Genomic DNA, 26,992 nt, shown 5'->3' with positions numbered 1-26,992 from the left:
CTAATGATTACATTGGAACGACCTGCTGCAATTTAGCTAACTCAGCCAATATCTTAGGGTTAGATATCGCAGTATCGTTTAACAACACAACCACACCATTCGCAGGTACAGGGTAAGATAAACCATTCGAGATGCTTGTTTGCTTTCCACTCATTGCGTCTGTGTAGGTACCGGCATGTAGCTTATCGCCTGAAAGTTCGATGCTTGTTTCTGCATCTCCTTTATTAAGCAATACTAGCGCGTTTTGAATGACACCATCATGTTGGTAGATACGATAAAACGCAGCCGTGTCTTGATTAAAATCAAGGTTTAGCTGTAAACCACGTTGTAGCGCGACCGACTCTTTTCGAATATGCGCGACCGTTTTCATCGATTGCGCGACAGGGTGTGTTTTTGCCTCAGCTATTTTATCGACCCCATAATAGTTTCTATTGCCTTCATGCTCAGCTGTACCTGCCATAAAAGCAGTTTCAGAGCCATAATACACGACAGGTATACCGCGGCTGGTAAATAACCAGTTATTTGCATTGATAAAACCTTTAATGTCCGCATTCATACGTGCCATATCATGATTGTCATAAAAGGTCATCAAATCATATGGGTTGTGGTAAGGGCTTTGCTCTAGATACAAATAGCTTAACAGATCTTGGTAGCCTTTAGCTGGCTCCCCTCTTTAGGTTTACCAAAAACACTGGTGATAGCAGCTTGACCAGGAAAATCTAAGACACTCACCTTACCGTTTTCAGGTAAGGTGTGCTGGGCAATAAAGTCCGCTTCATAGACAAAGCTTTCACCAAACATGAAAAAGTTAGGATGGTGTTCACGAATTCTGTCCGCAAATTTCTTCCAAAAATGATGAGGCATATGCCGAATGGTATCAATTCTAAAAGCTTCAGCACCTTGATCTATCCATTGCAGATAAGCTTCTACAAAATAGTCTAGTACCGCAGGGTTATCCGCATTGGTATCAGAAAGCTGAGCTAAATCCGGTTTTTTGTAAAAAAAGGTATGAAGTGGGTTGTCATAATTTAACTCGGTAGGGTGTAAATTTTGATGATCGGCTATCAGCTTGCCATCCTTGTCGTATATTTCACCATACATGGGTTGATCTTGAGGCATTGTATAAGAAGGAGAGCCGTGATTAGCCACTATATCTAAAACTGTTTTTAAACCTTTTGATTTCATGCCAGCGGTAAAGTCTTTGAACTTGAAGTTTTCAGATACAAGATGTTCATCTTCTACAAAAAAGTTCACGCCCCAGTACCCGTGATAGCCAGTTTTACCACCGTCTTTAAACATTTCACCGTAGTGAATTTTTTCACCTCCGGTAAAAGCTTCGTCTGGATTTTCAACTATCGGGGTCACCCAAACAGAGGTAAAGCCCAAATCTTTTATATAATCAGCATGCTGATATACACCGAGGAGATCTCCACCTAAATAACCAACATTCGCTTCTTTACCATCAGGACCTTTTAAAGGGCGGTTAAAAGTATAGTTCTCATCACCACCTTGCTCTGGGTAATTATTATTCGGATCGCCATCGACAAAACGATCGGTTAATACAAAATATAAATTTTCTTGAGCAAATGGCTCTAAAGTACCGTAATAAGAGTTTGTTATTTGAGCTGTACTATTCGAACTTTGTGTTGCACAACCTGTTAATAAAGCAGCACTTGTCGCTAAAGCTGCAACAACACACTGATGTATTTTGTTTCTTTTAATGGCCATTTTTTCTACCTAAAGATAATGAACTTAGATGTCCTGAATTAAAAACGTAAAACCTGCATACCTTGTAAAAAACAAAGGTAGTCAAGCATGGGTTAATACTAGTCATATATTTAAAAAAACGACAACATCTGCATACGTATTCAATGCGTTATTGCTACATAATATTCACATTTGCAATCACAATGCCTATCTAAATATTGCTTAAAGACTCGAATTTTGTTGGCTTTACTGCAAACGTATGCAACTGAATAAAGCTATTTATATGTGTCAAACGGGCTTAGAATGTGTGGCCTTGAGCAGGTCATAACGAATTAATCATTACCGAGGTAATCTCATGGCAAGTAATATCGATTGGTGGCGTGGAGCTACTATTTATCAAATTTATCCACGTAGTTTAATGGATTCAAATAATGATGGTATAGGCGATTTGCCTGGGATTATTTCAAAACTTGATTACATCGCAAGCTTGGGTGTAGATGCAATATGGATATCACCTTGTTTCAAATCGCCAATGAAAGATTTTGGCTACGACATCAGCGATTACCGCGCAATAGACCCAATTTTTGGTGATATTGACGACTTTGATCAGCTCATTGAAAAAGCACATGCTTTGGGCTTAAAAGTTATGATAGATCAGGTGTTGAGTCACACTTCCGATCAGCACAAATGGTTTGCAGAGAGTCGACAAGATAAGATAAACCCAAAAGCTGACTGGTACGTTTGGGCCGATCCTAAACCTTGTGGTGCGCCGCCAAACAACTGGTTATCGATATTTGGGGGACCAGCATGGCAATGGGATTCAAGACGACGTCAGTATTATTTACACAATTTTTTAACCAGTCAGCCAGATTTGAATTTCCATAATCCAGAAGTACAGCAAGCTGTTTTGGACAATATCGAATTTTGGTTACAAAAAGGTGTCGATGGCTTACGTTTAGACGCGATTACTTTTTGTTTTCATGATCAACAATTACGCGATAACCCAGCAAAACCAGAAAATGAAAGAGCAGGGCGCGGATTTAGCGAAGATAACCCATACGCTTATCAATATCATTATTACAACAATGATCGCCCAGAAAATATTGTATTTATTGAACACCTCAGAGCCCTTTTAAACAGGTACCCGGGTTCAGTTAGCCTAGGCGAAATCGCATCAGAAGATTCACTGGCAACGATGGCCGAATATACTAAAGGCAATAATAGGTTGCATATGACCTATAGTTTCGAATTGCTTACGCCAGACTTTAGCGTTGAATATGTGCGCAATACAGTTGAGACACTCGAAAATAGTTTAGGGGATGGCTGGCCATGTTGGGCTGTTGGAAATCATGACGTATCACGGGTCGTTAGTCGATGGGCTGGAAACGCAAATAGCGAAGCATTTTCAAAAATGGTTACCGCGATGCTTTGCTCTTTAAGAGGCAGTGTATGTTTGTATCAGGGAGAAGAATTAGGCTTGTGTGAATCTGAGGTTCCCTATGAAGCTTTACAGGATCCATACGGTATTGAATTTTGGCCAACTTTTAAAGGCCGCGATGGTTGCCGAACCCCGATGCCTTGGCACGATGATTGTGTAAATGGCGGTTTTACGAAAGGAAAACCCTGGTTGCCAGTATCTCCGGCACATTTGACTAAATCAGTTAAAAATCAAGAACGAGTAACTAATTCAGTATTGAACACCTATCGTCAATTTATGAAATGGCGAAAAGAGCAACCCGCTTTAGTTACAGGAGAGCTTGAATTTTTACCTATATCTAAAGAGGTTCTAGTACTTAAAAGAATGTCTGCATGTGGGCAGCAGGTTTTGGCTTGTTTTAATTTTACCAACAGTAACAAACAACTCGACCTAGGTGAGCTGTCTGTCGTTAAAAACATAACACCAAGCAATTTTGAACATAGTTCAATTGAATTTAATGAAGTAAGCTTAAAACCCTTTGGTGTTTTCTTTGGCTTACTTTAAATAAATCCTTTAACTTATTGATAGTAATAGAGAATGGTTACATATGGATGTGAATATGAATATGAAAGCACAGGCCATTCTCTGTCATTTTCCTGTAATATAAACCCGACTAAAAAAATAAAACTGTCATATTTCTTTGACACAATAACAGCTCAATCAAAGCCACACCGAAATTTGCATTAGCTAAAGAGAAATATCAAGATGGTGAGAGTTCGAGCGTTATTTGCATTTGTTATCGTACTGACTGGATGGTCAATACACCTCCTGAATACCAACCAACCAATAGAAAATAATGCGATAAACTTTTTTGATCTAAGCAGTGAAGTGTTTACCATTATTGTGATTTTCATGATGCTGTTTGTTAACCTCAGGCTTGCCTCTACAACTTCAGAATCAAGTATGTTCTTTATCGGCTTATTGTCTTTATTATGTGGACATACGCATGACCTGTTAGATGAGGTCATTAATATCCAACCACTATTCATTTCTTTAATTCTCGAAAATGCTGCTAACAACGTTGGCGTCTTGGTTATCATGTTTGCTTTATTTAAATGGTCTGGGCGCTATAAACAGCAGATTAAATTGCTACAAGAGCAGAAATTAGCTTTAACCTCGGTTAGCAATACCGATCCAATGACACATTTATATAACAGACGTTTTTTAAATGATGAATTCAAAACGAGGCTGCAATCTTTGCACCTAGAGCAAAGCCCTCATACACTGGCGATGATTGATTTAGACCGTTTCAAACACTTCAACGATACTTATGGACATTTGGAAGGGGATAAACTCATTCAACATGCCGCTAGGACAATTTTAAACGAAATTAGAGAGGTTGATTACGCTTTTCGGTTTGGCGGAGAAGAGTTTTTAGTCGTGATCAAAGGAAATATTACAACGGCACGACGCGTAGCACAAAGAATACACAAAGTGTATTATGACAGTTTATTTGCAGTAGATGGCCTGAAAATTGAGAAGTCTCTTTCGATAGGACTTAAACAATTAGACGACAGTTTTGCATTTGAGCAAGCTTTAAATCAAGCAGATTTAGCTTTATATCAAGCAAAAAAGCAGGGCAGAAACTGTATCATAGAATCAAGCACATGCACAAATAATGAACCAACAAGCTTTATACAAGTTACATTAAATAATGATTTAGCAACCTCTTAGTTGCACTATTAAACGCAGAGGTTATACTTTCCGCGCTAAAATTCCAGCCACATCATTTACCCTTTATAAACTTGAGTGTTTTACTCAGGCTTATACTTGACTAAATTACTCAGGTAATAGATAATAATGCATGTTGAATTGGGTAATTGAGATAAGATATGAGATTAACTTCAAAAGGCCGATATGCGGTAACCGCAATGTTAGACGTTGCTTTACACGCTAAAAGTGGACCTGTACCACTGGCTGACATCTCAGAACGTCAAGACATATCATTAAGTTATCTCGAACAACTGTTTGCACGATTACGCAAACAAGGTGTTGTCTCTAGTGTTCGAGGGCCAGGTGGTGGTTATCAACTCGGTCGAAAACTAGATGATATCTCGATTGGTCAAATTATCGTTGCAGTGGACGAATCAGTAGATGCGACCCGCTGTCAGGGAAAAGAGGCCTGTCAAGGTGGTGTGCAATGTCTTACGCATAGTTTATGGCGTGAATTAAGTGATAGAATTGCAACTTTCTTAAATGAAATCACCTTACAGGAGCTTGTTGAAAAACAAGAAGTTAAGTTAGTTGCAGAAAGACAAAATAAAAAACAACAAACCCATTCTGCATTTGCCCTTGGAAAAATTTCGTTAGATGAAATTGATGCTGACGCTCAGATTTAAGCCAAATTATTACAAATTTAGTACGCGGAGAAATAAATGAAGTTACCTATTTACCTTGACTATTCTGCAACCACTCCAGTCGACCCGCGTGTCGCTGAGAAAATGATGCAGTGTCTAACACCTGATGGCGTGTTTGGTAATCCCGCGTCACGCTCACACCGTTTTGGTTGGCAAGCTGAAGAGTTAGTCGATATCGCGCGCGGCCAAATTGCTGATCTGCTAAATGCTGACCCACGTGAAATTGTATTTACCTCAGGTGCTACTGAGTCAAACAACCTAGCGATTAAAGGTGCGGCTCGTTTTTACCAGAAAAAAGGTAAACATATTATAACGGTCAAAACTGAACACAAAGCCGTTCTGGACACATGTCGTGAACTAGAGCGTCAAGGTTTTGAAGTAACCTATCTTGACGTTAAAGAAGATGGTTTGATTGACTTAGATGTTTTCAAATCTGCACTTCGCGAAGATACTGTATTGGTTAGTGTGATGCACGTTAATAACGAAATTGGTGTCATTCAAGATATTAAAACCATTGGTGAATTATGTCGTGCAAACAAAACGGTTTTCCATGTTGATGGTGCGCAAAGTGCGGGTAAAGTCGACATTGATATGACTGAATTGAAAGTGGATTTAATGTCATTTTCAGCACATAAAATATATGGTCCAAAAGGGATTGGTGCTTTATACGTTCGTCGTAAACCTAGAATTAGACTAGAAGCACAAATGCATGGCGGTGGTCATGAGCGTGGTTTCAGGTCAGGTACCTTACCGACACACCAAATTGTCGGTATGGGTGAAGCGTTTCGCATCGCCAAAGAAGAGATGCAAAGTGAAAACGAACGAGTCATGGCGCTGCGCAACAAATTGTTAGCCGGTGTACAAAAGTTAGATGAAGTTTATATCAATGGTGATCTAGAGCAACGTGTTGCTGGTAATCTAAATGTAAGTTTTAACTTTGTAGAAGGTGAATCATTGATTATGGCGTTAAAAGATATGGCAGTGTCCTCTGGTTCTGCTTGTACGTCAGCCAGTTTAGAGCCTTCTTATGTTTTACGTGCTTTAGGGCGCAATGACGAATTGGCGCACAGTTCTATTAGATTCAGCATCGGCAGATTTACAACAGAAGAAGAAATTGATTACGTAATTAGCGTTATTCAGGATGCTATTGAGAAATTAAGAGAAATGTCTCCGTTATGGGAGATGTTTAAAGATGGTGTCGACTTATCTAAAGTTGATTGGGTACACCACTAAGAAGTGAGGAATTAAATTATGGCTTACAGTGATAAAGTAATTGATCATTACGAAAATCCACGAAACGTGGGTAGCTTCGACAAGAATGATCCAAGTGTTGCAACTGGTATGGTAGGTGCGCCTGCTTGTGGTGACGTCATGAAATTACAACTTAAAGTTTCTGATACGGGTGTAATTGAAGATGCCAAGTTCAAAACCTACGGTTGTGGCTCAGCGATTGCTTCTAGTTCGCTTGTAACAGAGTGGGTTAAAGGTAAATCTTTAGACGAAGCATCGAGTATAAAGAATACTGATATTGCTCAAGAGCTTGCATTGCCACCGGTCAAGATTCACTGTTCAATCTTGGCTGAAGATGCAATTAAAGCTGCAATTGAAGATTACAAAGCTAAGCGTAAATAAAACTGGAGTAAATTCATGGCCGTTAGTGTAACTGAACCAGCTGCACAAAGAGTTAAACACTTTTTAGAAAACCGAGGTAAAGGGATAGGGCTTCGTCTTGGTGTAAAAACTTCTGGCTGTTCAGGTATGGCTTACATCCTCGAATTCGTTGACGAATTAAATGAGGATGACCAAATCTTTGAAGAAAATGGTGTCAAAATAATTGTTGATGCTAAGTCTATGTTGTACTTGGATGGTACAGAGTTAGATTTTACCAAAGAAGGGTTGAATGAAGGCTTTAAGTTTAACAACCCTAACGTTACAGACGAATGTGGTTGTGGCGAAAGCTTCCACGTATAAATGAAAAGCTTGCTGACTAAATGAAATTTTTTGAAATTTTCAACTTAAAGCCCGATTTCGATATAGATGTATCGCTGTTGTCACAGAAGTATCGTGACTTGCAGCGAGCATTTCACCCAGATCAGTATGCCTCTGGTTCAGAAAGCGAAAAATTGTTGGCGCTCAAAAAAGCGACAGAGATAAATGACGCTTATACAACGCTCAAATCCCCTGTTTCAAGAGCTGAATATATTCTCAAAGAGAATGGTTTAGATATAAGCCATGAAACGACAACGATAAAAGACCCTTCTTTTTTGATGCAGCAAATGGAATATCGTGAACACCTAGAAGAAATAAGCGATATGACCGAACCTTATGACGCGATTATTGAATTCGAAGACACTTTGAGCGCAGAACAAGTCGAATTACAAGAAAAAATATCCAGAGATTTGCGTAATGCACATCATCAGGAAGCTGCATCAGCGTTACGAAAATTAAAATTTATTGTCAAACTTCAAGCTGAACTTGAACGATTAGAAGACCAATCTGGTCAACTTTAAATTAAATCAGGTTAAATTTAATGGCTTTATTACAAATTTCAGAGCCAGGTCAAACAGAAGCCCCTCATCAGAGAAGAATTGCGGTTGGTATTGATCTGGGAACAACCAATTCACTGGTTGCGACTGTACGAAGTGGTGAGGCACAAACCCTTGCCGATGAATTCTCACAAAAGATGTTGCCATCCGTTGTTCGTTATTTGAAAGACGATATCGAGGTAGGCGCTAAAGCATTACAAACTGCCGAGCGCGAACCGGAAAATACCATAGTATCCGTGAAGCGGTTTATGGGGCGCTCTTTAGACGATGTGCTTAAAACTTACCCTGAATTACCTTATCAGTTTATTGGGGAATCTAAAGAGCTTGTTAGAATTCAAACATCAGGCGGTGCAAAATCTCCTATCGAAGTTTCGGCAGACATTTTAAAAGCCCTTAAAAAACAAGCTGAAAATAACTTAGCAGATGAGATTCAAGGTGCTGTTATCACAGTACCTGCCTATTTTGATGACGCCCAGCGGCAGTGTACTAAAGACGCTGCTCGTATTGCTGGATTAAAAGTGCTGCGTTTACTAAATGAACCCACTGCGGCAGCAATTGCCTACGGTTTAGATTCTAAGCAGCAAGGACAAATTGCCGTTTTTGATTTAGGCGGCGGGACTTTTGATATATCAATCCTGAAATTAGAGAAAGGTGTATTTGAAGTACTGGCTACTGGAGGTGATTCAGCGTTAGGCGGAGATGACTTAGATCAGGCAATCGTTGACTGGATCAAAGAAAACTGCCAGTTACCCACCGTACTTTCATCTCGAATGCGCAGAGTGATTAAAGAGCATGCTAAAGCAGCTAAAGAAGCTTTATCAAGTAGCGATTTAACTAAGATACATTTCAAGCTAGATGATAATAACGAAGTTAATCTCGAGTTGACAAAAACGCAATTCGAAAGCTTGATTGAACCATTAGTTAAACGAACTTTGATAGCCTGTCGCAGAGCGCTAAAAGATGCACAGCTTAAAACTGCTGAAATAAAAGATGTAGTTTTGGTCGGTGGTTCAACTCGAGTGCCATTAGTTAGACAAAAGGTGGCTGAATTTTTTGCTAAAGAGCCTTTAAGCTCAATCGATCCAGATGAAGTGGTTGCGATTGGCGCGAGTATACAGGCAGATATACTAATTGGTAATAAGCCTGATTCTGACATGGTTCTTTTAGACGTGATCCCGTTATCTCTAGGGCTAGAAACCATGGGTGGACTATGTGAGAAAATCATTTCACGTAACACCACGATACCTGTTGCTAAAGCGCAGGAATTTACCACCTTTAAAGATGGTCAAACTGCAATGGCTGTGCATGTAGTACAGGGAGAGCGTGAACTGGTTAAAGATTGTCGTTCGTTAGCGCGTTTTGAACTTCGAGATATTCCGCCAATGGCAGCTGGTGCAGCACATATTCGAGTCACTTTCCAAGTTGACGCAGATGGCTTGTTATCTGTAACGGCGATGGAAAAATCAACCGGTGTGCAAGCCAGTATCCAAGTTAAACCTAGCTATGGTTTAGAAGAATCTGAAATATTGGAAATGCTAAAATCTTCTGTAGAATATGCGCAAGACGATGTTGAAGCGAGAAGGTTGGCTGAACAAGTTGTCGAAGCACAACGCATGCTGGAATCATTAAATAATGCATTAACAAAAGATAAAGACTTGCTATCTGCCGAAGAATATCAATCTTTAAAAGGTTCACTAGATCAACTTGCGACTTTATGTCAAGGCTCAGATGCAGATGCCATAAAAGCTCAAATTGAAAAAATAGACCATGATAGTCAGGAATTTGCTGCGGCTCGAATGGATAAATCTATTCGTTTAGCCTTGCAAGGTCAACAAGTAGACGAGATATAAACAATGCCACAAATCATTTTTTTACCACACGAAGAATTATGCCCAGATGGTGCAGTTGCCGAAGCTCAAGATGGTGATACTGTTTTAGATGTCGCGCTTCGCAATGGAATTGATATAGAACATGCCTGTGAAAAGTCGTGTGCTTGTACAACCTGTCACGTAGTTGTTCGTGAAGGTTTTGATTCGTTAGCCGAAAGTGACGAATTAGAAGATGATATGCTAGATAAAGCTTGGGGATTAGAGCCCGAATCTAGGTTGAGTTGCCAAGCCTGTGTAGCAGGCGAAGACTTAGTTGTCGAAATTCCTAAATATACCATTAACATGGTCAGTGAAAATCACTAATCTTCTTACTAAAAATTAACGAAATAAATTGATTAAAAAGGAGTTTTTCAATTATTTTGTTGTTATGATGGTGCAGAACATAGTAATTAAGGACTGAACTTATGGCTATAGAACGCACCCTTTCTATCATTAAACCTAATGCTGTAATTAATCACAACATAGGTCAAATCATCAACCGTTTAGAAACAGCAGGCTTGCAAGTTGCAGGTTTAAAAATGGTTCACTTGTCTAAAGAGCAAGCAGAAGGTTTTTACGAAGAGCACAGAGGTAAAGCTTTTTTTGAAATCTTAGTTGACTTTATGACCTCAGCTCCTGTTGTTGTTATTGCTTTGCAAGGCGAAAATGCAATCAATGCATATCGTGAGATTATGGGTGCCACGGATCCAGCTGCCGCAGCAAGGGGAACCTTAAGAGCAGACTTCGGCGGAGAAATTGTAACCTATAACGCTGTTCATGGTTCTGACAGTCCTGAAAGCGCAGCGCGCGAAATTGCGTATTTTTTCCCTGACACTCAAGTCTACAGCTATTAGATTGATTGTACGCCAGTTGACTCTCTGAGATTGCATTCGGCTGGGAATCCCGTAAAATTGCCAACCAATTTGTAGTATAGGTAATCTTTGATGTCCGCTGAAAAATCTAAAATCAATTTACTCAACTTAAACCGAGAAGGGATGCGCGAATTTTTTGCATCACTGGGTGAAAAATCTTTTCGCGCTGATCAGGCGATGAAATGGATTTATCACTACGGCATGGATGATTTTGATGAAATGAGTAATTTCAGCAAAGCATTGAGAGCCAAACTTAAAGAGCTTTGTGTGGTTGAAGGCCCTGAGATCGCAGTGCGCCAAGCCAGTTCTGATGGAACGATTAAATATGCAATGAAATTGGCTGGTGGACAGGAAGTTGAGACGGTTTGGATACCTGATGGGGAGCGCGCAACATTATGTGTTTCAAGTCAGGTTGGCTGTGCATTAGAATGCACTTTTTGTTCTACCGCACAACAAGGCTTTAACCGTAATTTATCTGTCGCAGAAATCATCGGACAAGTATGGCGTGTAGCCAAAGACATAGGACCTGTTAAAGTTACTCATAAGAGACCTATTACTAATATTGTTATGATGGGTATGGGGGAACCTTTGCTTAATTTAAATAACTTGGTACCCTCGCTTGAACTTATGATGGATGATTTAGCCTTCGGTTTATCAAAACGCCGGGTTACAGTGAGCACTTCAGGCGTCGTTCCCGCATTAGATAAATTAAAAGAAAAAGTAGACGTAGCGCTGGCGATATCTTTGCATGCGCCAAATGATACGTTACGCGATGAAATAGTGCCGATCAATAAAAAATACAATATAGAGGCTTTTTTAGCAGCTTCTCGACGCTATATTCAAGATTCTAAAGCAAACGAAAAAGTAACAGTTGAATACGTGATGCTAGATCATGTCAACGATAGTACCGATCAAGCACATGAGTTGGCAAAAGTATTAAAAGATACACCATCAAAAATTAATTTAATTCCGTTTAACCCGTTCCCAAATAATCCGTACGGGCGTTCAAGTAACTCCCGCATTGACAGGTTTGCCAAGGTTCTAACGGAATATGGCTATACCACGGTAGTACGACGAACTCGTGGCGATGATATTGATGCAGCCTGTGGGCAGTTAGTCGGTGACGTGGTTGATAGAACTAAGCGTATTTTGAAAAAACAACAAAAAGGTCAAAACCTGAATGTTAAAATGGTTTAAAAACACATATACAAGACTCGGGATCAGCTTAGTCTTATGTGCTGTTTTACCTGCATGTGTGAGTCAAAAATCATATATTGGCTCTGATAAACCATTTATTGAAAAAAAATCAACGCCTATAGAGGCAGCTAAAAACCGTATTGCCTTGGGGCTGACATACTTGCAAAAAGGCAATGCCGCGCAAGCCAAATTTAATTTAGACAAAGCACTTGAGTTCGCCCCTGATATGGCAGAAGCACATTATTCAATGGCTTATTATTATCAAGTTGTTAAAGAAACTGAAAAAGCAGAAAAGGCGTATCAAAAAGTCATTGAGCTAGATAGCAATAATGGTGATGCATTCAATAATTATGGTGCTTTTTTGTGCGACCAAGGCAAAGTAACCAAAGCGCGTGAAATGTTTTTGCAAGCTTTAGAAATTGACAGTTATATCCGCGTTGCACAAACTTATGAAAATCTTGGTTTATGTTTGTATGACACTGGTGACACATCACTTTATCCTGACGTGATTGATTATCTAGACAGTGCTCTTGGCTATAACCCTAGGCTCAACAAGTCTTTAAATGTACTTTTAGATATTTACCAGCAGCAAGAAAACTGGCAAAAAGCACTTGAAACTTTTCAGCAGTTAGAGGCCTATACAACTGCAACTGCAGAGTTGTATTTAAAGGGCTACCAAATAGCTAAAAAACTCGATAAAAAACGTGTGGCAAACGAATACGCAAGAAGAATTTTAACTCAATATTCTTCTTCTCCCCAAGCGAATCAAATTAGGCAGGCTTTGTTACAATGAATGAAATCATAAACCCGGAGGTTGAGCCTAAAGAAGAAAATATAACTTTAGGTGACGTGTTAAAAAAAAGCCGAGTTAATCAAGGATTATCTGAGCAAGATGTCGCAGATAGCCTAAATCTTAAAAAAGATATCATCCTAGCTTTGGAAGCAAATGATTTTGAAAAGATTTCAGTCGCAACTTACACCAAAGGCTATATAAAAGCCTATGCTAAATTGCTTGCTTTAAATGAAAGTGAATTGCTCCAAATGTTTTATCAGCAGCAACCTGTTGAGCATCATTCGCAGACTAAATTAAAAAGTTTTTCTCAGCGCACAAAACAAGAAGCACATGACAATAGGCTGATGTTTGTCACCTATTTAATTTTATTTATAGTGGTCGCTTTGATTGTCGTTTGGTGGTGGCAAAGAGAAAACTTAGAACAGACAGAGACCATTTCGCTTAACCATGCGGCGAATAGCATTGAATTTAATTTAACACATGAACCTTATTATCAACTGAGTCCGTATTCTTATGTTTAGTGAATCTCCTATTAAAAGAAAGTTAACCAAAAAAATATGGGTTGGCAAAGTCCCTGTAGGTGGTGATGCGCCTATCGCAGTGCAAACAATGACAAATACTTTAACAACAGATGTTGAAGCGACTGTGGCTCAAATTAAACGAATAGAGCAAGCCGGTGCGGATATCGTACGCGTCTCCATTCCCACGATGGAAGCCGCTGAAGCATTTCGCTTAATAAAGCAAAAAGTTGATATTCCAATTGTTGCTGATATTCACTTTGATTATCGTATCGCTTTAAAAGTGGCGGAGTATGGCGTTGATTGTTTGCGAATTAACCCCGGTAATATTGGGCGCGAAGATAGAATTAGAGCAGTTGTTGATTGTGCGAAGGATAAAAATATCCCGATTCGCATTGGCGTTAATGGTGGCTCTTTAGAAAAAGACATTCAAGAAAAATATGGAGAACCAACAGCACACGCTTTATTAGAATCTGCAATGCGCCACGTCGACATTTTGGATAGGCTCAACTTTGATCAATTTAAAGTGAGTGTTAAAGCATCTGATGTGTTTTTAGCCGTTGATTCATACCGTCTATTATCGCAACAAATTGATAACCCTCTACATTTAGGTATTACAGAAGCTGGCGGAGCACGAACCGGCGCAGTTAAATCTGCAATAGGGCTTGGTATCCTATTAAATGAAGGGATTGGCGATACCTTGAGAATTTCATTGGCGGCAGACCCAGTAGAAGAAGTGAAAGTAGGCTATGACATTCTTAAATCATTGCGTATTCGTTCTAGAGGAATAAACTTCATTGCCTGCCCAAGTTGTTCAAGGCAAGAGTTTGATGTTATAAAAACCGTTAATGAGCTTGAACAAAGATTAGAAGATGTTGTTGAACCTTTAACAGTGTCTGTTATCGGTTGCGTTGTAAATGGCCCCGGCGAAGCGCTCGTTTCAGATGTTGGCTTAGCAGGCGCACAAAACAAAAGTGGTTTTTATCTGGATGGTGAAAGACAAAAAGAACGTATTGATAATTCAGATATAGTCGATACTTTAGAACGCCATATTCGCGCAAAAGTGAATAAAGCAGATGAAACTAAACGCATCAAAATTCAAAATATTAGTTAACACCCATTTTACGTTTGCTGCCAAGTTGCCTATAATCTTGCGCTTCTTGGCTGCTGATACTTGGGATGCAGTAAAAATAAATTTTAAAGCAGGAATATAGCGTGTCAAAAAACATTCAAGCGATTCGTGGCATGAACGATTGTTTACCAGAACAAACACCCGTATGGCAAAAAGTAGAAAATGTATTACGTGATGTTGTAAGTAGCTATGGATATAGTGAAATTCGCATGCCAATCGTTGAAATGACTGAATTATTCAAGCGCTCAATTGGTGAAGTAACAGATATCGTTGAAAAGGAAATGTACACTTTTGAAGATCGTAATGGGGATAGTTTAACTTTACGACCCGAAGGTACAGCCAGTTGTGTGAGAGCCGGTAATCAACATGGTCTACTCTATAACCAAGTGCAACGCTTGTGGTATATGGGGCCGATGTTTCGCCATGAAAGACCGCAAAAAGGGCGCTATCGCCAGTTTCATCAATTTGGGGTAGAAACATTTGGCATGAATGGGCCGGATATAGATGCAGAAGTAATTGCTATGACGGCTCGTTTTTGGAAGCAATTTGGCATTCTCGATAAAGTTAGATTAGAAATCAATTCTTTAGGCTCTAATGAAGAACGTGCAACCTATCGTGCCGCATTAGTTGAATATTTGCAAAAACATGAAGCAGCGCTAGACGAAGATTCAAAACGACGAATGTTGACCAATCCGCTACGCGTTTTAGATTCTAAAAACCCAGATGTTCAAGCAATATTAGGCGATGCACCTAAGCTAGAAGCTTATTTTGGTGAAGCATCCACTCAACATTTTGAAAAATTGTGTGAACGTTTAGACGCTTTAGGTATCGAATACACTGTTAACCCAAGGCTCGTGCGCGGCTTGGATTATTACAACTACACTGTTTTTGAATGGATAACCGAAAGTTTAGGCGCTCAGGGCACGATATGCGCAGGTGGTCGATACGATGGGCTCGTTGAACAGTTAGGTGGCAAAGCGACACCTGCAGTGGGATTTGCCATGGGGATAGAACGCCTCGTCTTGATGATGGAAACATTGGGTCTAGACAAAGACGTACGTAAGCCTGTAGACGCTTATGTCGTTATGTTGGGGGATTTGGCCGAACAAAAAGTCCCCGCGCTCATCGAAACATTAAGAGACCAAATTCCAAACGTACGCATCCAGCTTAATTGTGGTGGTGGAAACTTTAAAAAACAGTTTAAAAAAGCAGATAAAAGTGGTGCAGAATTAGCGCTTGTATTTGGTGAAGAAGAAGTGAATTCAAACCAAGTGACGATAAAGCCTCTGCGTAGTCAAGAACAACAACAAACAATAGCTCAATCAGAATTAACGAGCACATTATCGCAAGTGCTGTAAGGGGACAGTCATGGAAATTTATTCTACAGAAGAACAACAAGTTGAAGCGATCAAAAAGTTTTGGTCAAAATATGGTACAGCTATTATTGTCGGTAGTGTGTTAGGTTTGGGCGGTATATACGGCTATAAAGTTTTTCAAAATAAACAAATTGAAAAGCTAGAAGCTCAGTCTTTAGCATATAGCAAAATTGAGTCCAATGAACAGCTAGATAAAAAGGCTGCTGAATCCTACATTCAGGAAAATACAGACAGCGGATTTGCTGTTTTGGCAGCATTTAAATTAGCCAAAAGTTTTGTCGCTGAACAACAATACCAACAAGCAGCCGATCAACTAAAATGGGTTACAAAAAACACCAGTGATTTAGCGTTGCAAGATTTAGCGACTGTGCGTTTAGCAAGAGTTTTAATCGCCTTTGAAAAAAGTGAAGAAGCATTGGCTTTGGTAGGGCAGCCTAATACCGAAGCTTTTACCGCTCAGTTTGCAGAAATTAGAGGTGATATTCATTTACAAAAAAATGACAAAGACAAAGCACGCACCGCCTATCAACTGGCTGCAGACAATGGTGGGTTAACGGCTAACCCAGCATTAAAAATGAAATTAGATAACTTAGCCGTTTCAAATGGTACGGTTGCATTGTAATGACAGTGTCGTTAAGCAAATTAACAAAAGCTTGTTTGTTATCCATTGTTTTGGTTTCCTGTGCTTCTAATGATGAAGATCCAGATCTATTGCCTGCGGATAGACCCGAAATCAAAAACACATTTAACACTCAAGTGATTTGGAGTAAATCGGTAGCTGACGGTGTCGAAAGTTATTATTCTCGTTTAAAACCAACTTGGGGATATGATAAAGTTTTTGCAGCAGATCGTACTGGAGCTGTCGTAGCGTTTGCAGCAGACACGGGTAAACAAGTGTGGGAAGTGGATATTCGACCACCAAGTGAAGGTTATTTGTCTTGGCTTGGTTTTAATACTTCACCTGAGAGTCGTGTCTCTGGACTCGTCGCTTCTTATGAAAAACTATTTGTTGGCACCGAAAATGGTGAAATAGTTGCGTTAAGTGTTGAAGATGGTCATGAAATTTGGCGTGTGTCTGTCGATGGTGAAGTATTATCTGCACCTATTGCAGAAGAAGGTAAGGTCATTGCACACCTAGGTTCAGGAACCACAGTCGCTTTAGACGCCAATGACGGTAAAGAAATATGGAGCTCAATTGCTGATGTTCCATCGCTTACCCTTCGCGGGGCATCGTCTCCAGCCTATGCACAAGGTGGCGTTTTTATTGGTGGTGCTACCGGTAAAGTTATGACTTATGCATCACAAAACGGTCAACTTGCCTGGGAAGTCCCTATCGCTAAACCGCAAGGCGCGACTGAACTGGCTCGAATCGCCGATATAGATGCAACACCGATTATTTCAGGCTTTAATTTATATGCTTTATCTGCAGGCGGATCATTAGGCATGGTAGATATTCGGAGTGCTAGATTGGCCTGGAAACGTGAATATCGTGGTTATCAAAACATGGTATTGGATGCAAACAAGCTCATTCTAAGTGATGATAAAAGCATCTTATATGCAGTTGATGCACGTACCGGTGTAGAGCTTTGGTCAAATAATCAACTCAGAAATCGGCATATTACAGCAGGTGCGATCTTAGGTGATTATGTTTTAGTTGGAGACTTCGAAGGCTATATTTACTTGTTTGATAAAGAAGAAGGTAAGTTAAGCTACGTACGCCAAATTAGTACGGATGCACTATTGGCTCAACCGATTGTTGAAAACGATATTGCTTATATTCAAACAAGAGACGGTGAAATAGTCGCACTAAAGCTCAACTAAAATAATTCCGATACTGGCGACAAATGGAAACATGGTCATTTAATGTGATAGGGCGAGTAATCTCGCCCTATAAAGAAAAGTTTGCTGTGCCACGGCAAGCTAATTTGGTTACAAAAGCCAGAGGGCAAATTGTTTTTACTTCGCCATACAATACCCCAGAAGCATTTAGCGGATTAGAAAACTATAGCCATATTTGGCTTATGTTTGTTTTTGATAAAGCGCTAAAAAGCGATTGGAACCCATCGGTAAGGCCGCCTCGTTTAGGAGGTAATAAAAAGATGGGATGTTTTGCGACCAGAAGCCCATTTCGCGCAAATCCAATCGGATTATCTTGTGTCAAGTTAGAGGCCATTGACATTAAAGGTCGAGATACTGTACTGCAAATCAGTGGATTAGACTTGGTTGATGGCACCCCTATCATCGATATTAAACCCTTTATTCCCTATGCAGATAATCAAATGACTGCAAGCAGCGCATTTGCCAGCGAAGCACCTGAACCATTACAAAAGGTCGTTTTTTCATCCGAGCTTAATATCGTGTTACAGCAATGCGAACAGGTTTATCCAGAGTTTTCGGCATTTTTAACTGAGGTTTTACTTCAAGATCCTAGGCCTGCTTTTCATAAAACTAATACAGAAGAACGTATATATGGTATGCACATAGTAGATTGGAACGTAAAGTGGTATGTTAAAAACGACATTTGTTATGTGACTGAAATCCAATAACTTTAATCTTCACCTTTAAAAAATGCTCGACTCATAAATAAACTGGCCAGCGCAATTAAGAAAAACAAAAAACGAGTAGTAGAACTGGTAATATCAACAAAATTGGCCTGATAATGAGTAAGTTGATCTGTATTTACGGTAACGCGTAAATATCCCAATAAATCTCCATTTTCATTAAAAATTTCTTTTACAATTGCGAGCGTTTGCAGCCCTTCAGTTTGCTCTAGTGCTGTTGTTTGTAAAATCGAATGTGCAGCTTCTGTTTTGTGTAACACATTGCCTTTATCGTCATATATACTTGCATCATATACCCAGTCATTATCAGTAAAAGATGTTAAATGGTACGCTTCAGGAGTGTCGCTAAAATATTCATGCGGGAAACTCGCGGCAATTAAATCTGCGAGCGCATGCGCGACTTGATAGTTGCTTTTATTAAAAGACGTGGCGACTTCACTTTCATAGCGAAACCAAAATATTAATGCAATGAATATAAGCGCAAAGCCACTGAACGCTTGTATCAGTTTTCTAATAATCCAGCGCTTTTGTATTTTTGCAGATTCCTGAACTTGTTCCATGAGGGGGGATACATACCTTAATTAGAATTGGCTTGTTTAAAGATACAATTATATTTTAAGATTCAGTACAATACACATAATTGTTCGTTTTTAAGAGTTAAATTAGTGAGCCAATATAATATTTATACTGCAGATGTCGATACAAAGTATACACATTTTGCCCGTGGTCTGTATGAGCAAGTTAAACCAGATCTCCAACACGCTGCATTAAACCTCAACCCAGATAATAGTCTAGAATATCGTTTAGAAGCAAATCAGAAAACACCTAGTGGCTGTGAGGTTATTTGTTATGGAAATGCGTTTTCAACACAAGACTTTGCTTATATAAGCGAGTCTTTGAAACCCTATTTAGCAAAGGATAAAGGGGTCCGTGTCCTGCATTATGAAGGGTTTGAAACAACAGCTTTAGCCTGGCCGGCACAAACAAAAATTCCTGCAGATCTATTTAATAAGTTACACAGTTGGGCCAGTGAAAAAAAATGTGAGTTATGGCAACTCAGCGAACGTCCTACATTACAACAGCCTGGTTTATTGTTGATGGATATGGATTCAACGACTATCAAAATAGAATGTATTGATGAAATTGCAAAACTGGCAGGTGTTGGTCAGCAGGTTTCGGAAGTGACTGAGTTAGCAATGCAGGGGAAATTAGATTTTGCCGAAAGTTTAAAAGGCCGAGTCGGAAAATTAGCCGGCTGCGACGTCAGTGTACTGGACGCTGTCGCTAATAATCTGCCCTTGATGCACGGACTTGAACATCTCATCGATTGTTTAAAACAGCATCATTGGCGAGTTGCCATTGCGTCTGGTGGTTTTACTTTTTTTGCAGATAAATTAAAACAACAATTGAATTTAGATGCTGCGGTCGCGAATACATTAAAAATAGAAAATGGTGTATTAACGGGGGAAGTAGTCGGTGAAATTGTTGACGCAAATGTTAAAGCCAGAACATTGGGCGAGTTGGCGGAAAAGTTTGATATTTCACAAACGCAAACCATAGCGATGGGCGACGGCGCCAATGATCTAACCATGATGGCAGCTGCCGCACTAGGTATCGCCTTTGAAGCCAAACCAATCGTGCAACAAAAAGCGGATGTAGCCATTAACCACTATGGTTTAGACGCGTTGATTTATATGCTGAAATAAAAAATTTTAGACCCATTAGTTGTGGTTATTTGTGTTAGTTGTCTAATGAATTTTGCAGCACAGCATACCTGTGCTGCATTTGCTGGTCGATAATCTCTTGTTTAAATGCATAACGTGTTAAAACTTCCTCTGTAATATCAACAATATCTCCAACGCCAGTGACAGACCATAACTCTTCTTCGAGCTGCTTTGCCTTATGGATAGCGTATTGACTTACATACGATAATTCAGATGCAATAAAATCAGTATCTGGACGCCCAGTACGCGAAATGAAAATTCGTAAAGCAAAAAATAATATATTTTTCTGAGTCGCTTTTTGAATAAAAATGCGTCGCGCTGAATCGTTTCGCATCTCAGATGCTAAAATGCTCTCAAACCGTTCAACGACATTAGTTTCACTTAACTTGACTCTCACCAGCAAATCTTCATGCATCGGGTGAGAGTGTCGTTGTAGTCTTCTTAGAATGTTTATAATGAAGGTGCTTAAATAATTATTCCTTAGCATCGGATACAGATTATATCCAGCTTCATGATCACTCTTAAAAATATTAATAACCGGATTAGGAGTGCTTGAGTGACCAATCGTTTTTAATTCGTGGCGAATACCGCGTTTATGAATAAAAAATGCCGTGTTCAAAGCACTTTGAACATATATATTACGCAGGGCTTCGGCTAGACCAGGTACAACATTTCCCATAAATGCCGCTTTTAATTTATTTTTATTTTTATCGATAAGTTGTTCGAAAAATGCCTTACCTGTATGGACACTGCCTCTTTCCTCAAATGCCTTTAAATGCACAATGGTTTTTGCTTTGTTAAAACCAACAACTTCGTAAATCAAATTTTTTAATTTAAACTTTGCCGAGACTTGTTGTAGATCCGGCAACGCAATTTTGATTTTTTCGTATCTATCAACATTAATAGAATCGCCACATTCAATCTGCATACCACTTATCGAAAAATCTTTGGTATATGCCTGTTTATCAATAAAGTCGGTAGATAATACGACACTGGTTTTATAGAGGTAACGTGTTTGCGATCTTAAATTGACATACCTAAAAGCAACTTCTTCGATGCTGGGTACTTTTTCAGTTTTACTATGACCAAATATTTTTAGATTGTTAACCTCAGTGAGCTCAAATTTATTGTTTTGATATTGTTCTTTAGCGAGCTCTGTTGTTAGTTCAGTCATTAACAGAACATATTTTATTTTACTAATATGACTCAATACACGCGGGGAAGGGGGTTTATGATCACGCGTAAATTTAGCATCTGTTTTACTCGGTTTGGGTAGTGTGAGCGGCAAATGCGCTTGCTCAGGCTTCACCTCTATCATTTGCACGCGGTACACCATCCAATGCTTTTTACTACTACCAAATGCTAAAAACACGCGCTTAAGTTCAGGGTTTTCGTTTAGTTCATCAATGCTTGCAGAATAGAAATAAACTCGACCTTTAGCGATATGTGTAAAACCGTAAAATATGGTCTCTTTGACCGTGCCGTTTGTTTGACTCAAAGCAGAGAGACGTTCGTGTGATAAAAGTTGAGCTAAGCAATTTTGGTTATTTTCATCTAGCCACTGACCGCTAATTTTTTTATTATTATCATTGGTTAGCATCATGGATGCTTGTAACAGATTATTATCCGTTTGGTTGATAAAGACCGGAAGTGAAGTTATGCGCGGTAAATAATATTGTTCGTACCCTTTGTTAATGATAGCACTCACTGTATTATCTAAATTCAGCTTGTAGCGCCGCTTATTTCCATTTATAAAATTAGATAAAAATTCATCAAACGAATGGGTTTCTAAATCATAGGTTCGCTGGCATTTCGGATATATATAACCTGATTTCTCTTCAATATTGGTGATTTTGTATTGAATTTTGTCTTTTAGGCCTAACGCAAACTCTTTTTCTAAACCTAAAAATTTAATATAAATTAATTGTCCGACTTGCAGTGGGTATTTTTTTTGTAATTTCAATCGGCACCCACTAACAGAAATATCCGTTGTTACTGCTTTAAAAAGATCGGTTAAACTGGCTTCAATCTCAACTTGCATTGAATAGTTCATTCGCTCTTCACTACGCAGATGCCGTTCTCCAAAATGAATGGCTGAAGCTGGATAGACTGAGATAGTACCATGCTCAGTTGTACTCATTGCTTGCGTTTCTTGAGCACTATTATTAGCCGATGCTTGACGCTTTTGATTGGTGACACTTTGCATAATGTCTTCATAAACGCCGGTGCAATACCAACCGTAGGTTTCGATACCTTTTTGAAAGCGTTCTATCGAGTTATCATCGAGATAGTGAGCGATGCCATTAAATTCAAACTCGCTACATTCCCCATCGACCATACCTCTTAAATCTATTCTCCGCGAGCTAGGCGCCGATAGCCGTTTCAGCTCCATTTTAATTAAAAATCGCTTAGGCTTAGGGATATCAGATGCAACATTATTTAACACTAGATCAAAATCAGGCGATTTGATGGTCGGCTTTAGTTTTTCTATTATTGGGCCATATTCGGCTAGTGTCGGATCTGTTTTTGTCATACTTACTTATAGTAGTGGATATCAATGATATCTTTAAAGAATTTAATTATATATCGCTTAATCACCCAATAAGTTTAATGTAAACTTCTGAAATGGGGAAATATTTTGGTAATAAATCGTGGCAAAATCAAAAACAGCTTGGGTTTGTAATGAATGTGGTGCCGATTACTCACGTTGGATGGGGCAATGCAATGAATGCAAAGCATGGAACACCATTAGTGAATTCAGAGTAACGAAATCTAAATCTAACAATGATAGATTAAGTGGTTACGCAGGCGAAACCATAGCAAAAATTGAAACCTTGGATAGCATAGAGTTAGCCGAGGTACCCAGAATCAGTTCTGGATTTAATGAATTTGATCGGGTTTTAGGTGGCGGAATCGTGCCAGGCTCCGCGGTCTTAATAGGGGGGTCGCCAGGAGCGGGTAAAAGTACGCTTTTATTACAGACTATGTGTCAATTAGCGCAGTCTATGAACGTTTTATATGTCACTGGGGAGGAGTCTCTACAGCAAGTTGCGATGCGCGCTGATAGGCTTAGCTTGCCCAAAGACAAACTCAAACTTTTATCAGAAACAAATGTTGAGTCCATTTGCCACTTGGCTGGACAGATGAAACCGCAAATATTAGTCATCGATTCTATTCAGGTCATGCATATGACAGATGTTCAATCGGCGCCAGGCAGCGTATCTCAGGTTAGAGAATCAGCTGCGTTTTTAACCCGCTACGCTAAACAAAATCAAGTTGCAGTTTTTATGGTTGGCCATGTAACCAAAGATGGTAGTTTGGCAGGCCCTAAGGTTTTAGAGCACTGTATCGATTGTTCTATATTATTAGATGGTTCATCAGACAGCCGATATCGTACACTACGTAGTCATAAAAACCGCTTTGGTGCGGTCAACGAGCTCGGTGTTTTTGCCATGACAGAGAAGGGGATGAAAGAAGTAAAGAACCCTTCTGCAATATTTTTGTCGCGAGCTGATGTCCCAGCTTCCGGCTCTTTGGTCATGGTTATCTGGGAAGGTACACGACCATTAATGGTCGAAATTCAGGCATTAGCAGATCATTCTCAGCTCGGTAACCCAAGAAGAGTTGCAGTAGGCTTAGAACAGAACCGCATGGCGTTGTTGCTCGCCGTCCTGCATAGACATGGCGGAATTCAGTTGGGCGATCAGGATGTATTTGTAAATGTTGTTGGCGGGGTAAAAGTAGCTGAAACCTCAGCCGATTTAGCCTTGTTGCTGGCCTTGGTTTCAAGCTTTAGAAATCACATTTTGCCGCAGGATTTAGTGGTATTTGGTGAAGTCGGTTTGTCTGGTGAAATAAGACCCGTGCAAAACGGTATCGAGCGGCTTAAGGAAGCCTCAAAACACGGTTTTAAGAAAGCCATTGTGCCAAAGCAAAACGCCCCTAAACAATCTATTGGTGAAATGAGTATTATTGGTGTTTCACAACTAAGTGAAGCGTTAGAGGCGATATAAAAACTATTCGTCAGCAACAGTTAAATCTAAATGACTGTCATATTCGCTTAAATGAAAACTAACATGTATTGCATTGCAGCATGCTGGGCAATCTTCATAATAGTCTTGATCACCGTTAGAATCATCTAACATTAAGTGAATGTGATGGCCACAATGTGGGCATTCAGTTGCTTTATCTTTAAGGCCTGTAGTCATTTTATTCTCCCATCGTAGTTGTAACGAATCCTAGATCAAAATGTCTGTCTATATTTAACTTAGGTTACCCAACGCTCTTTTCAAGGTATGACCTTGAACTAAATAGGGGGATGTTTGGGTTAGATGTAGGGGTTAATTTACAATTTTAGCTCAGACAAGGTATGTAAATATAAACGACACTGATCGATATACGAGCCACCAAACAAATTTGCGTGATTGAGTATATGATAAAAATTATAGATATGCTTACGCTGGTTATAGCCAGTATCAATGGGGAGAATTTGCTCATACCCTTGATAAAACTCACGTGGTAATTTGCCAAAGAGCTCTGTCATGGCTAGGTCTGTTTCATGATCACCATAATAACATGCAGGATCGTAAACAACCGGTCGGGACTTTATAAAGCTTATATTTCCCCGCCACAGATCACCGTGTAATAGCATTGCGTCTGGTTTTCTTGGTTTTAAGTGGCTATGCACCAAGGCAACAATGTCGTCAATATCACCTATTTTTACGCCTTTTTCATTTAACAATTCCAGTTGATGTCCAATTCTTTGTTCAGCAAAAAACGTTGACCAATTGTTGTGCCATGGATTCGGCTGAATTGTTTTACCGATATAGTTATTTTCTTCATAGCCAAATTGAGCTTGGGTGTCACCCATATGCATTTGCGCAAGCGCTTGTCCGGCTTGATGCCACTCTTGCATTTTTGGAGAGGTAAAATCCAGCCACTCTAAAACAAGGAAGCTATAATTTTTACTGGAACCATAGGTAATGACTTGCGGGCAGTACAAACTATCTGTACGGCTTATTTTTTCCAAATTAGCCGCTTCGCACAAAAAGTTTTCTATAAAGCTTAGCTTGTTTAACTTTACAAAATAAGATTGGCCATTATCACCCATAATTTGGTAGGCTGAGCTTATATCACCACCACTGATTGCCTGTTTGTTTGTAATATTAAACTCAGATAGTAAAGCCTGTTGAATACTTGTTTCTATTTGATGCCACATATCACGTTACTCACAAAACAACACTTTCCCTCGAGTATAGCTAGGCTTTAGCAATTTAGCTTCTTTATTTGAGAAATTACCGCATGTAATCCATTGCTGCGCGATTCGCTTAAATGTTTTTCTAAATTAAACTCTTGTAAAAATGTGCCTAGTTCAAAGTGTGCAACCTGATCTGATGGTAATTCATTTATTTTCGTTAAAATTAAACATAATAAGCCTTTCACAATCCGAGAATCACTTGTGGCATAATATTTACCAGCATTAATATATAACCAAACCTGACTTTCACACCCATCAACTAAATAGCGCTCGCTTCGATAACTTGAATCAAATGGCAAATTGTCAGGTGTACCCACTTTCATCAAATATCGGTATCTGTTTTCCCAACCATTTAATAGTTTAAATTGTTGCAGTACTTGTGTTTGTTGCATCTACAAAAATTCTCTTAATTGTTTCACCGCATTAATCAACTTATCGATCTCTTCAACCAAAGTATAAGCAGCGAGAGATACACGGACCGTGCCATTGGTATTGATACTGTCAACCAGAGGCATTGCACAATGTTTTCCGGTACGCACAGCCACCCCCATTTGGGCCAAAATTTCGCCTACATCATATGCGTGCCAGTCTTTCAAACTAAAAGAAACAGCTCCGCAAAAGCCTTCGGAACCATGTATTTTAATTTCGGGAAATTGTTTCAATTGCGCAATCAAATACTGCATCAGTTCATGCTCATAGGTGCGCAATTGCGTTAGAGCTTGTTTGTCTAAAAAGTTAAGTGTAGCCGAAAGCGCGTAAACACTTGCTATGTTTGGTGTACCGGCTTCAAACATAAACGGCGCTTGATTGAATTCAGAGCGGGTAATGCTGACAGAGCGAACCATCTCGCCACCATATTGATAGGGCGTCAATTGCTCCTGCACACGGCTACAGGTATATAAAACACCTAACCCTGTTCCAGCATACATTTTGTGTGCAGAAAAGTAGTAAAAATCACAACCTAGGCTCTGCACGTCAACTGGTATGTGATTAATCGCCTGCGCACCATCAACAACGGATATAATGTTTGCATGAGCTTTAACAAGCTGGCATATTTTTTCAATCGGTTGTTTCACACCGGTTGCATTTGCGACATGGCAACAAACGACAACCCGGGTATTTTTATTAATTAATTTTTTTAACTCATCAACATCAATTTTCATATGTTGATCAACCGGTGCAATACGTAATCTAAAGTTATATTTAAGAGCAAGTTGCTGCCATGTAACAAAACTAGCATGATGTTCAGTCATGCTTACTATAACTTCATCACCGGCTTGCAAAAACGCATGATGCAAACAATGAGCAACTAGGTTAGCAGCTTCTGTCGCGCCTTTAGTCCAAACTATGTTAGATTTTTCTTCGGCATTTAACCACTTCGCAACTTGCAGTCTTACCGCTTCAAACTGATTCGTATTTTCGGTAGCGGCAATATGCCCAGAGCGATGCACTGTTGCATGTTGAAAACTGTAGTACTCGTTGATTTTATCCAACGCGGGCTGACAAATGTGTGTCGTCGCTGCATTATCTAAATAACAACTGTCTGGGTTTTTCGTAAAATAAGGAAAGTTTTGTCGAAAAGACACGACATAATCAGGTGTCACCAT

Annotated in this window: 28 protein-coding genes; 20 read left to right on the top strand and 8 right to left on the bottom strand. The window is 39.5% G+C overall.

Translation table 11 applies throughout. The annotated features are described in order from the left end of the window. Positions 1-7 precede the first annotated feature (7 nt). On the bottom strand, positions 8-631 hold the full coding sequence (locus FNT16_RS21090; protein ID WP_342779143.1) for an alpha-amylase family glycosyl hydrolase: 624 nt from the start codon (positions 629-631) through the stop codon (positions 8-10). 5 nt (positions 632-636) lie between these two features. Beyond that, complete coding sequence (locus FNT16_RS21085; RefSeq protein WP_342779142.1) at positions 637-1,728, bottom strand: alpha-amylase family glycosyl hydrolase; 1,092 nt, start codon at positions 1,726-1,728, stop codon at positions 637-639. Positions 1,729-2,062: 334 nt separating this feature from the next. On the opposite strand from FNT16_RS21085, the gene FNT16_RS15295 reads away from it, so the two are divergent. The 18 genes from FNT16_RS15295 to tsaA all read left to right on the top strand — a co-directional run bounded on the left by FNT16_RS15295 (position 2,063) and on the right by tsaA (position 18,389). Then, positions 2,063-3,688, top strand: coding sequence for an alpha-amylase family glycosyl hydrolase (locus FNT16_RS15295; RefSeq protein ID WP_143872398.1), 1,626 nt, complete (start codon positions 2,063-2,065; stop codon positions 3,686-3,688). Between the two features lie 201 nt (positions 3,689-3,889). Further along, a complete protein-coding gene (locus tag FNT16_RS15290; RefSeq protein ID WP_143872397.1) occupies positions 3,890-4,858 on the top strand; it encodes a GGDEF domain-containing protein in 969 nt (322 codons plus the stop codon). A 158-nt stretch (positions 4,859-5,016) separates the two neighbouring features. After that, positions 5,017-5,523: a Fe-S cluster assembly transcriptional regulator IscR gene (iscR, locus tag FNT16_RS15285; RefSeq protein ID WP_143872396.1), complete on the top strand. Its 507-nt coding sequence runs from the start codon at positions 5,017-5,019 to the stop codon at positions 5,521-5,523. A gap of 36 nt (positions 5,524-5,559) precedes the next feature. Then, on the top strand, positions 5,560-6,774 hold the full coding sequence (locus FNT16_RS15280) for an IscS subfamily cysteine desulfurase (RefSeq protein ID WP_143872395.1): 1,215 nt from the start codon (positions 5,560-5,562) through the stop codon (positions 6,772-6,774). Between the two features lie 18 nt (positions 6,775-6,792). Then, positions 6,793-7,173: a Fe-S cluster assembly scaffold IscU gene (iscU, locus tag FNT16_RS15275; RefSeq protein WP_143872394.1), complete on the top strand. Its 381-nt coding sequence runs from the start codon at positions 6,793-6,795 to the stop codon at positions 7,171-7,173. Between the two features lie 15 nt (positions 7,174-7,188). Then, positions 7,189-7,512, top strand: a complete 324-nt coding sequence (gene iscA / locus FNT16_RS15270) for an iron-sulfur cluster assembly protein IscA (protein ID WP_143872393.1) — start codon at positions 7,189-7,191, stop codon at positions 7,510-7,512. A gap of 20 nt (positions 7,513-7,532) precedes the next feature. Then, on the top strand, positions 7,533-8,051 hold the full coding sequence (gene hscB / locus FNT16_RS15265; RefSeq protein ID WP_143872392.1) for a co-chaperone HscB: 519 nt from the start codon (positions 7,533-7,535) through the stop codon (positions 8,049-8,051). Between the two features lie 20 nt (positions 8,052-8,071). Further along, entirely contained in the window at positions 8,072-9,937 is a 1,866-nt protein-coding gene (gene hscA / locus FNT16_RS15260) for a Fe-S protein assembly chaperone HscA (protein ID WP_143872391.1), read from the top strand. 3 nt (positions 9,938-9,940) lie between these two features. Beyond that, complete coding sequence (gene fdx / locus FNT16_RS15255; protein ID WP_143872390.1) at positions 9,941-10,279, top strand: ISC system 2Fe-2S type ferredoxin; 339 nt, start codon at positions 9,941-9,943, stop codon at positions 10,277-10,279. Positions 10,280-10,380: 101 nt separating this feature from the next. Next, positions 10,381-10,809, top strand: a complete 429-nt coding sequence (ndk, locus tag FNT16_RS15250; protein ID WP_143872389.1) for a nucleoside-diphosphate kinase — start codon at positions 10,381-10,383, stop codon at positions 10,807-10,809. A gap of 90 nt (positions 10,810-10,899) precedes the next feature. Then, on the top strand, positions 10,900-12,024 hold the full coding sequence (gene rlmN, locus FNT16_RS15245; protein WP_143872388.1) for a dual-specificity RNA methyltransferase RlmN: 1,125 nt from the start codon (positions 10,900-10,902) through the stop codon (positions 12,022-12,024). Further along, complete coding sequence (gene pilW / locus FNT16_RS15240; RefSeq protein ID WP_143872387.1) at positions 12,008-12,817, top strand: type IV pilus biogenesis/stability protein PilW; 810 nt, start codon at positions 12,008-12,010, stop codon at positions 12,815-12,817. The genes rlmN and pilW overlap by 17 nt, the downstream gene beginning before the upstream one ends. Next, positions 12,814-13,338 carry a helix-turn-helix domain-containing protein gene (locus FNT16_RS15235; RefSeq protein WP_143872386.1) on the top strand — a complete coding sequence of 175 codons (525 nt, stop codon included), beginning with the start codon at positions 12,814-12,816 and terminating at the stop codon, positions 13,336-13,338. Before pilW ends, FNT16_RS15235 begins: the two co-directional genes overlap by 4 nt. Further along, positions 13,331-14,449: a flavodoxin-dependent (E)-4-hydroxy-3-methylbut-2-enyl-diphosphate synthase gene (gene ispG / locus FNT16_RS15230; protein WP_143872385.1), complete on the top strand. Its 1,119-nt coding sequence runs from the start codon at positions 13,331-13,333 to the stop codon at positions 14,447-14,449. Before FNT16_RS15235 ends, ispG begins: the two co-directional genes overlap by 8 nt. 101 nt (positions 14,450-14,550) lie before the next feature. Further along, the gene (gene hisS / locus FNT16_RS15225; protein WP_143872384.1) at positions 14,551-15,825 is read left to right on the top strand and encodes a histidine--tRNA ligase; all 1,275 of its coding nucleotides are present in this window, start codon (positions 14,551-14,553) and stop codon (positions 15,823-15,825) included. 10 nt (positions 15,826-15,835) lie between these two features. Then, complete coding sequence (locus FNT16_RS15220) at positions 15,836-16,465, top strand: YfgM family protein (RefSeq protein WP_143872383.1); 630 nt, start codon at positions 15,836-15,838, stop codon at positions 16,463-16,465. Continuing rightward, positions 16,465-17,664, top strand: coding sequence for an outer membrane protein assembly factor BamB (gene bamB / locus FNT16_RS15215; RefSeq protein WP_143872382.1), 1,200 nt, complete (start codon positions 16,465-16,467; stop codon positions 17,662-17,664). Before FNT16_RS15220 ends, bamB begins: the two co-directional genes overlap by 1 nt. Before the next feature lie 23 nt (positions 17,665-17,687). Next, positions 17,688-18,389: a tRNA (N6-threonylcarbamoyladenosine(37)-N6)-methyltransferase TrmO gene (gene tsaA / locus FNT16_RS15210; RefSeq protein ID WP_143872381.1), complete on the top strand. Its 702-nt coding sequence runs from the start codon at positions 17,688-17,690 to the stop codon at positions 18,387-18,389. Between the two features lie 2 nt (positions 18,390-18,391). On the opposite strand, the gene FNT16_RS15205 is transcribed toward tsaA, so the two are convergent. Continuing rightward, the gene (locus tag FNT16_RS15205) at positions 18,392-18,964 is read right to left on the bottom strand and encodes an AhpA/YtjB family protein (RefSeq protein ID WP_143872380.1); all 573 of its coding nucleotides are present in this window, start codon (positions 18,962-18,964) and stop codon (positions 18,392-18,394) included. Positions 18,965-19,069: 105 nt separating this feature from the next. Between FNT16_RS15205 and serB the strand changes: the two genes are divergently transcribed. Continuing rightward, positions 19,070-20,110 (top strand): phosphoserine phosphatase SerB, encoded by a 1,041-nt coding sequence (gene serB, locus FNT16_RS20855; RefSeq protein WP_246072240.1) that lies wholly within the window; start codon positions 19,070-19,072, stop codon positions 20,108-20,110. Between the two features lie 34 nt (positions 20,111-20,144). Here serB and FNT16_RS15195 read toward each other — a convergent pair whose 3' ends face one another. Next, on the bottom strand, positions 20,145-22,661 hold the full coding sequence (locus FNT16_RS15195; protein WP_143872379.1) for a PilZ domain-containing protein: 2,517 nt from the start codon (positions 22,659-22,661) through the stop codon (positions 20,145-20,147). 118 nt (positions 22,662-22,779) lie between these two features. On the opposite strand from FNT16_RS15195, the gene radA reads away from it, so the two are divergent. Beyond that, complete coding sequence (gene radA / locus FNT16_RS15190; protein ID WP_143872378.1) at positions 22,780-24,141, top strand: DNA repair protein RadA; 1,362 nt, start codon at positions 22,780-22,782, stop codon at positions 24,139-24,141. 3 nt (positions 24,142-24,144) lie between these two features. Here the strand turns inward: radA and FNT16_RS15185 are convergent, their stop codons facing one another. The 4 genes from FNT16_RS15185 to FNT16_RS15170 form a co-directional block, all read right to left on the bottom strand. Further along, on the bottom strand, positions 24,145-24,336 hold the full coding sequence (locus FNT16_RS15185) for a CPXCG motif-containing cysteine-rich protein (RefSeq protein WP_143872377.1): 192 nt from the start codon (positions 24,334-24,336) through the stop codon (positions 24,145-24,147). 137 nt (positions 24,337-24,473) lie between these two features. Beyond that, on the bottom strand, positions 24,474-25,346 hold the full coding sequence (locus FNT16_RS15180; protein ID WP_143872376.1) for a fructosamine kinase family protein: 873 nt from the start codon (positions 25,344-25,346) through the stop codon (positions 24,474-24,476). Positions 25,347-25,393: 47 nt separating this feature from the next. Beyond that, the gene (locus FNT16_RS15175) at positions 25,394-25,777 is read right to left on the bottom strand and encodes a SufE family protein (protein WP_143872375.1); all 384 of its coding nucleotides are present in this window, start codon (positions 25,775-25,777) and stop codon (positions 25,394-25,396) included. Next, the gene (locus FNT16_RS15170) at positions 25,778-26,992 is read right to left on the bottom strand and encodes an aminotransferase class V-fold PLP-dependent enzyme (protein WP_143872374.1); all 1,215 of its coding nucleotides are present in this window, start codon (positions 26,990-26,992) and stop codon (positions 25,778-25,780) included. It abuts the gene before it with no gap.

It is taken from the genome of Catenovulum sediminis (assembly GCF_007289895.1).
In the GTDB taxonomy this organism is placed as follows: domain Bacteria; phylum Pseudomonadota; class Gammaproteobacteria; order Enterobacterales; family Alteromonadaceae; genus Catenovulum; species Catenovulum sediminis.
Note: the sequence above shows the minus strand (reverse complement) of the source record. Positions and strands in the feature narration are given on the sequence as shown.

Bases quoted from the DNA above. Each gene is read 5' to 3' on its own strand.
- FNT16_RS21085 (WP_342779142.1), bottom strand. From the start codon at position 1,728: ATGGCCATTAAAAGAAACAAAATACATCAGTGTGTTGTTGCAGCTTTA.
- FNT16_RS15295 (WP_143872398.1), top strand. From the start codon at position 2,063: ATGGCAAGTAATATCGATTGGTGGCGTGGAGCTACTATTTATCAAATT.
- FNT16_RS15290 (WP_143872397.1), top strand. From the start codon at position 3,890: ATGGTGAGAGTTCGAGCGTTATTTGCATTTGTTATCGTACTGACTGGA.
- iscR (WP_143872396.1), top strand. From the start codon at position 5,017: ATGAGATTAACTTCAAAAGGCCGATATGCGGTAACCGCAATGTTAGAC.
- FNT16_RS15280 (WP_143872395.1), top strand. From the start codon at position 5,560: ATGAAGTTACCTATTTACCTTGACTATTCTGCAACCACTCCAGTCGAC.
- iscU (WP_143872394.1), top strand. From the start codon at position 6,793: ATGGCTTACAGTGATAAAGTAATTGATCATTACGAAAATCCACGAAAC.
- iscA (WP_143872393.1), top strand. From the start codon at position 7,189: ATGGCCGTTAGTGTAACTGAACCAGCTGCACAAAGAGTTAAACACTTT.
- hscB (WP_143872392.1), top strand. From the start codon at position 7,533: ATGAAATTTTTTGAAATTTTCAACTTAAAGCCCGATTTCGATATAGAT.
- hscA (WP_143872391.1), top strand. From the start codon at position 8,072: ATGGCTTTATTACAAATTTCAGAGCCAGGTCAAACAGAAGCCCCTCAT.
- fdx (WP_143872390.1), top strand. From the start codon at position 9,941: ATGCCACAAATCATTTTTTTACCACACGAAGAATTATGCCCAGATGGT.
- ndk (WP_143872389.1), top strand. From the start codon at position 10,381: ATGGCTATAGAACGCACCCTTTCTATCATTAAACCTAATGCTGTAATT.
- rlmN (WP_143872388.1), top strand. From the start codon at position 10,900: ATGTCCGCTGAAAAATCTAAAATCAATTTACTCAACTTAAACCGAGAA.
- pilW (WP_143872387.1), top strand. From the start codon at position 12,008: ATGTTAAAATGGTTTAAAAACACATATACAAGACTCGGGATCAGCTTA.
- FNT16_RS15235 (WP_143872386.1), top strand. From the start codon at position 12,814: ATGAATGAAATCATAAACCCGGAGGTTGAGCCTAAAGAAGAAAATATA.
- ispG (WP_143872385.1), top strand. From the start codon at position 13,331: ATGTTTAGTGAATCTCCTATTAAAAGAAAGTTAACCAAAAAAATATGG.
- FNT16_RS15220 (WP_143872383.1), top strand. From the start codon at position 15,836: ATGGAAATTTATTCTACAGAAGAACAACAAGTTGAAGCGATCAAAAAG.
- bamB (WP_143872382.1), top strand. From the start codon at position 16,465: ATGACAGTGTCGTTAAGCAAATTAACAAAAGCTTGTTTGTTATCCATT.
- tsaA (WP_143872381.1), top strand. From the start codon at position 17,688: ATGGAAACATGGTCATTTAATGTGATAGGGCGAGTAATCTCGCCCTAT.
- FNT16_RS15205 (WP_143872380.1), bottom strand. From the start codon at position 18,964: ATGGAACAAGTTCAGGAATCTGCAAAAATACAAAAGCGCTGGATTATT.
- FNT16_RS15195 (WP_143872379.1), bottom strand. From the start codon at position 22,661: ATGACAAAAACAGATCCGACACTAGCCGAATATGGCCCAATAATAGAA.
- FNT16_RS15185 (WP_143872377.1), bottom strand. From the start codon at position 24,336: ATGACTACAGGCCTTAAAGATAAAGCAACTGAATGCCCACATTGTGGC.
- FNT16_RS15180 (WP_143872376.1), bottom strand. From the start codon at position 25,346: ATGTGGCATCAAATAGAAACAAGTATTCAACAGGCTTTACTATCTGAG.
- FNT16_RS15175 (WP_143872375.1), bottom strand. From the start codon at position 25,777: ATGCAACAAACACAAGTACTGCAACAATTTAAACTATTAAATGGTTGG.
- FNT16_RS15170 (WP_143872374.1), bottom strand. From the start codon at position 26,992: ATGGTGACACCTGATTATGTCGTGTCTTTTCGACAAAACTTTCCTTAT.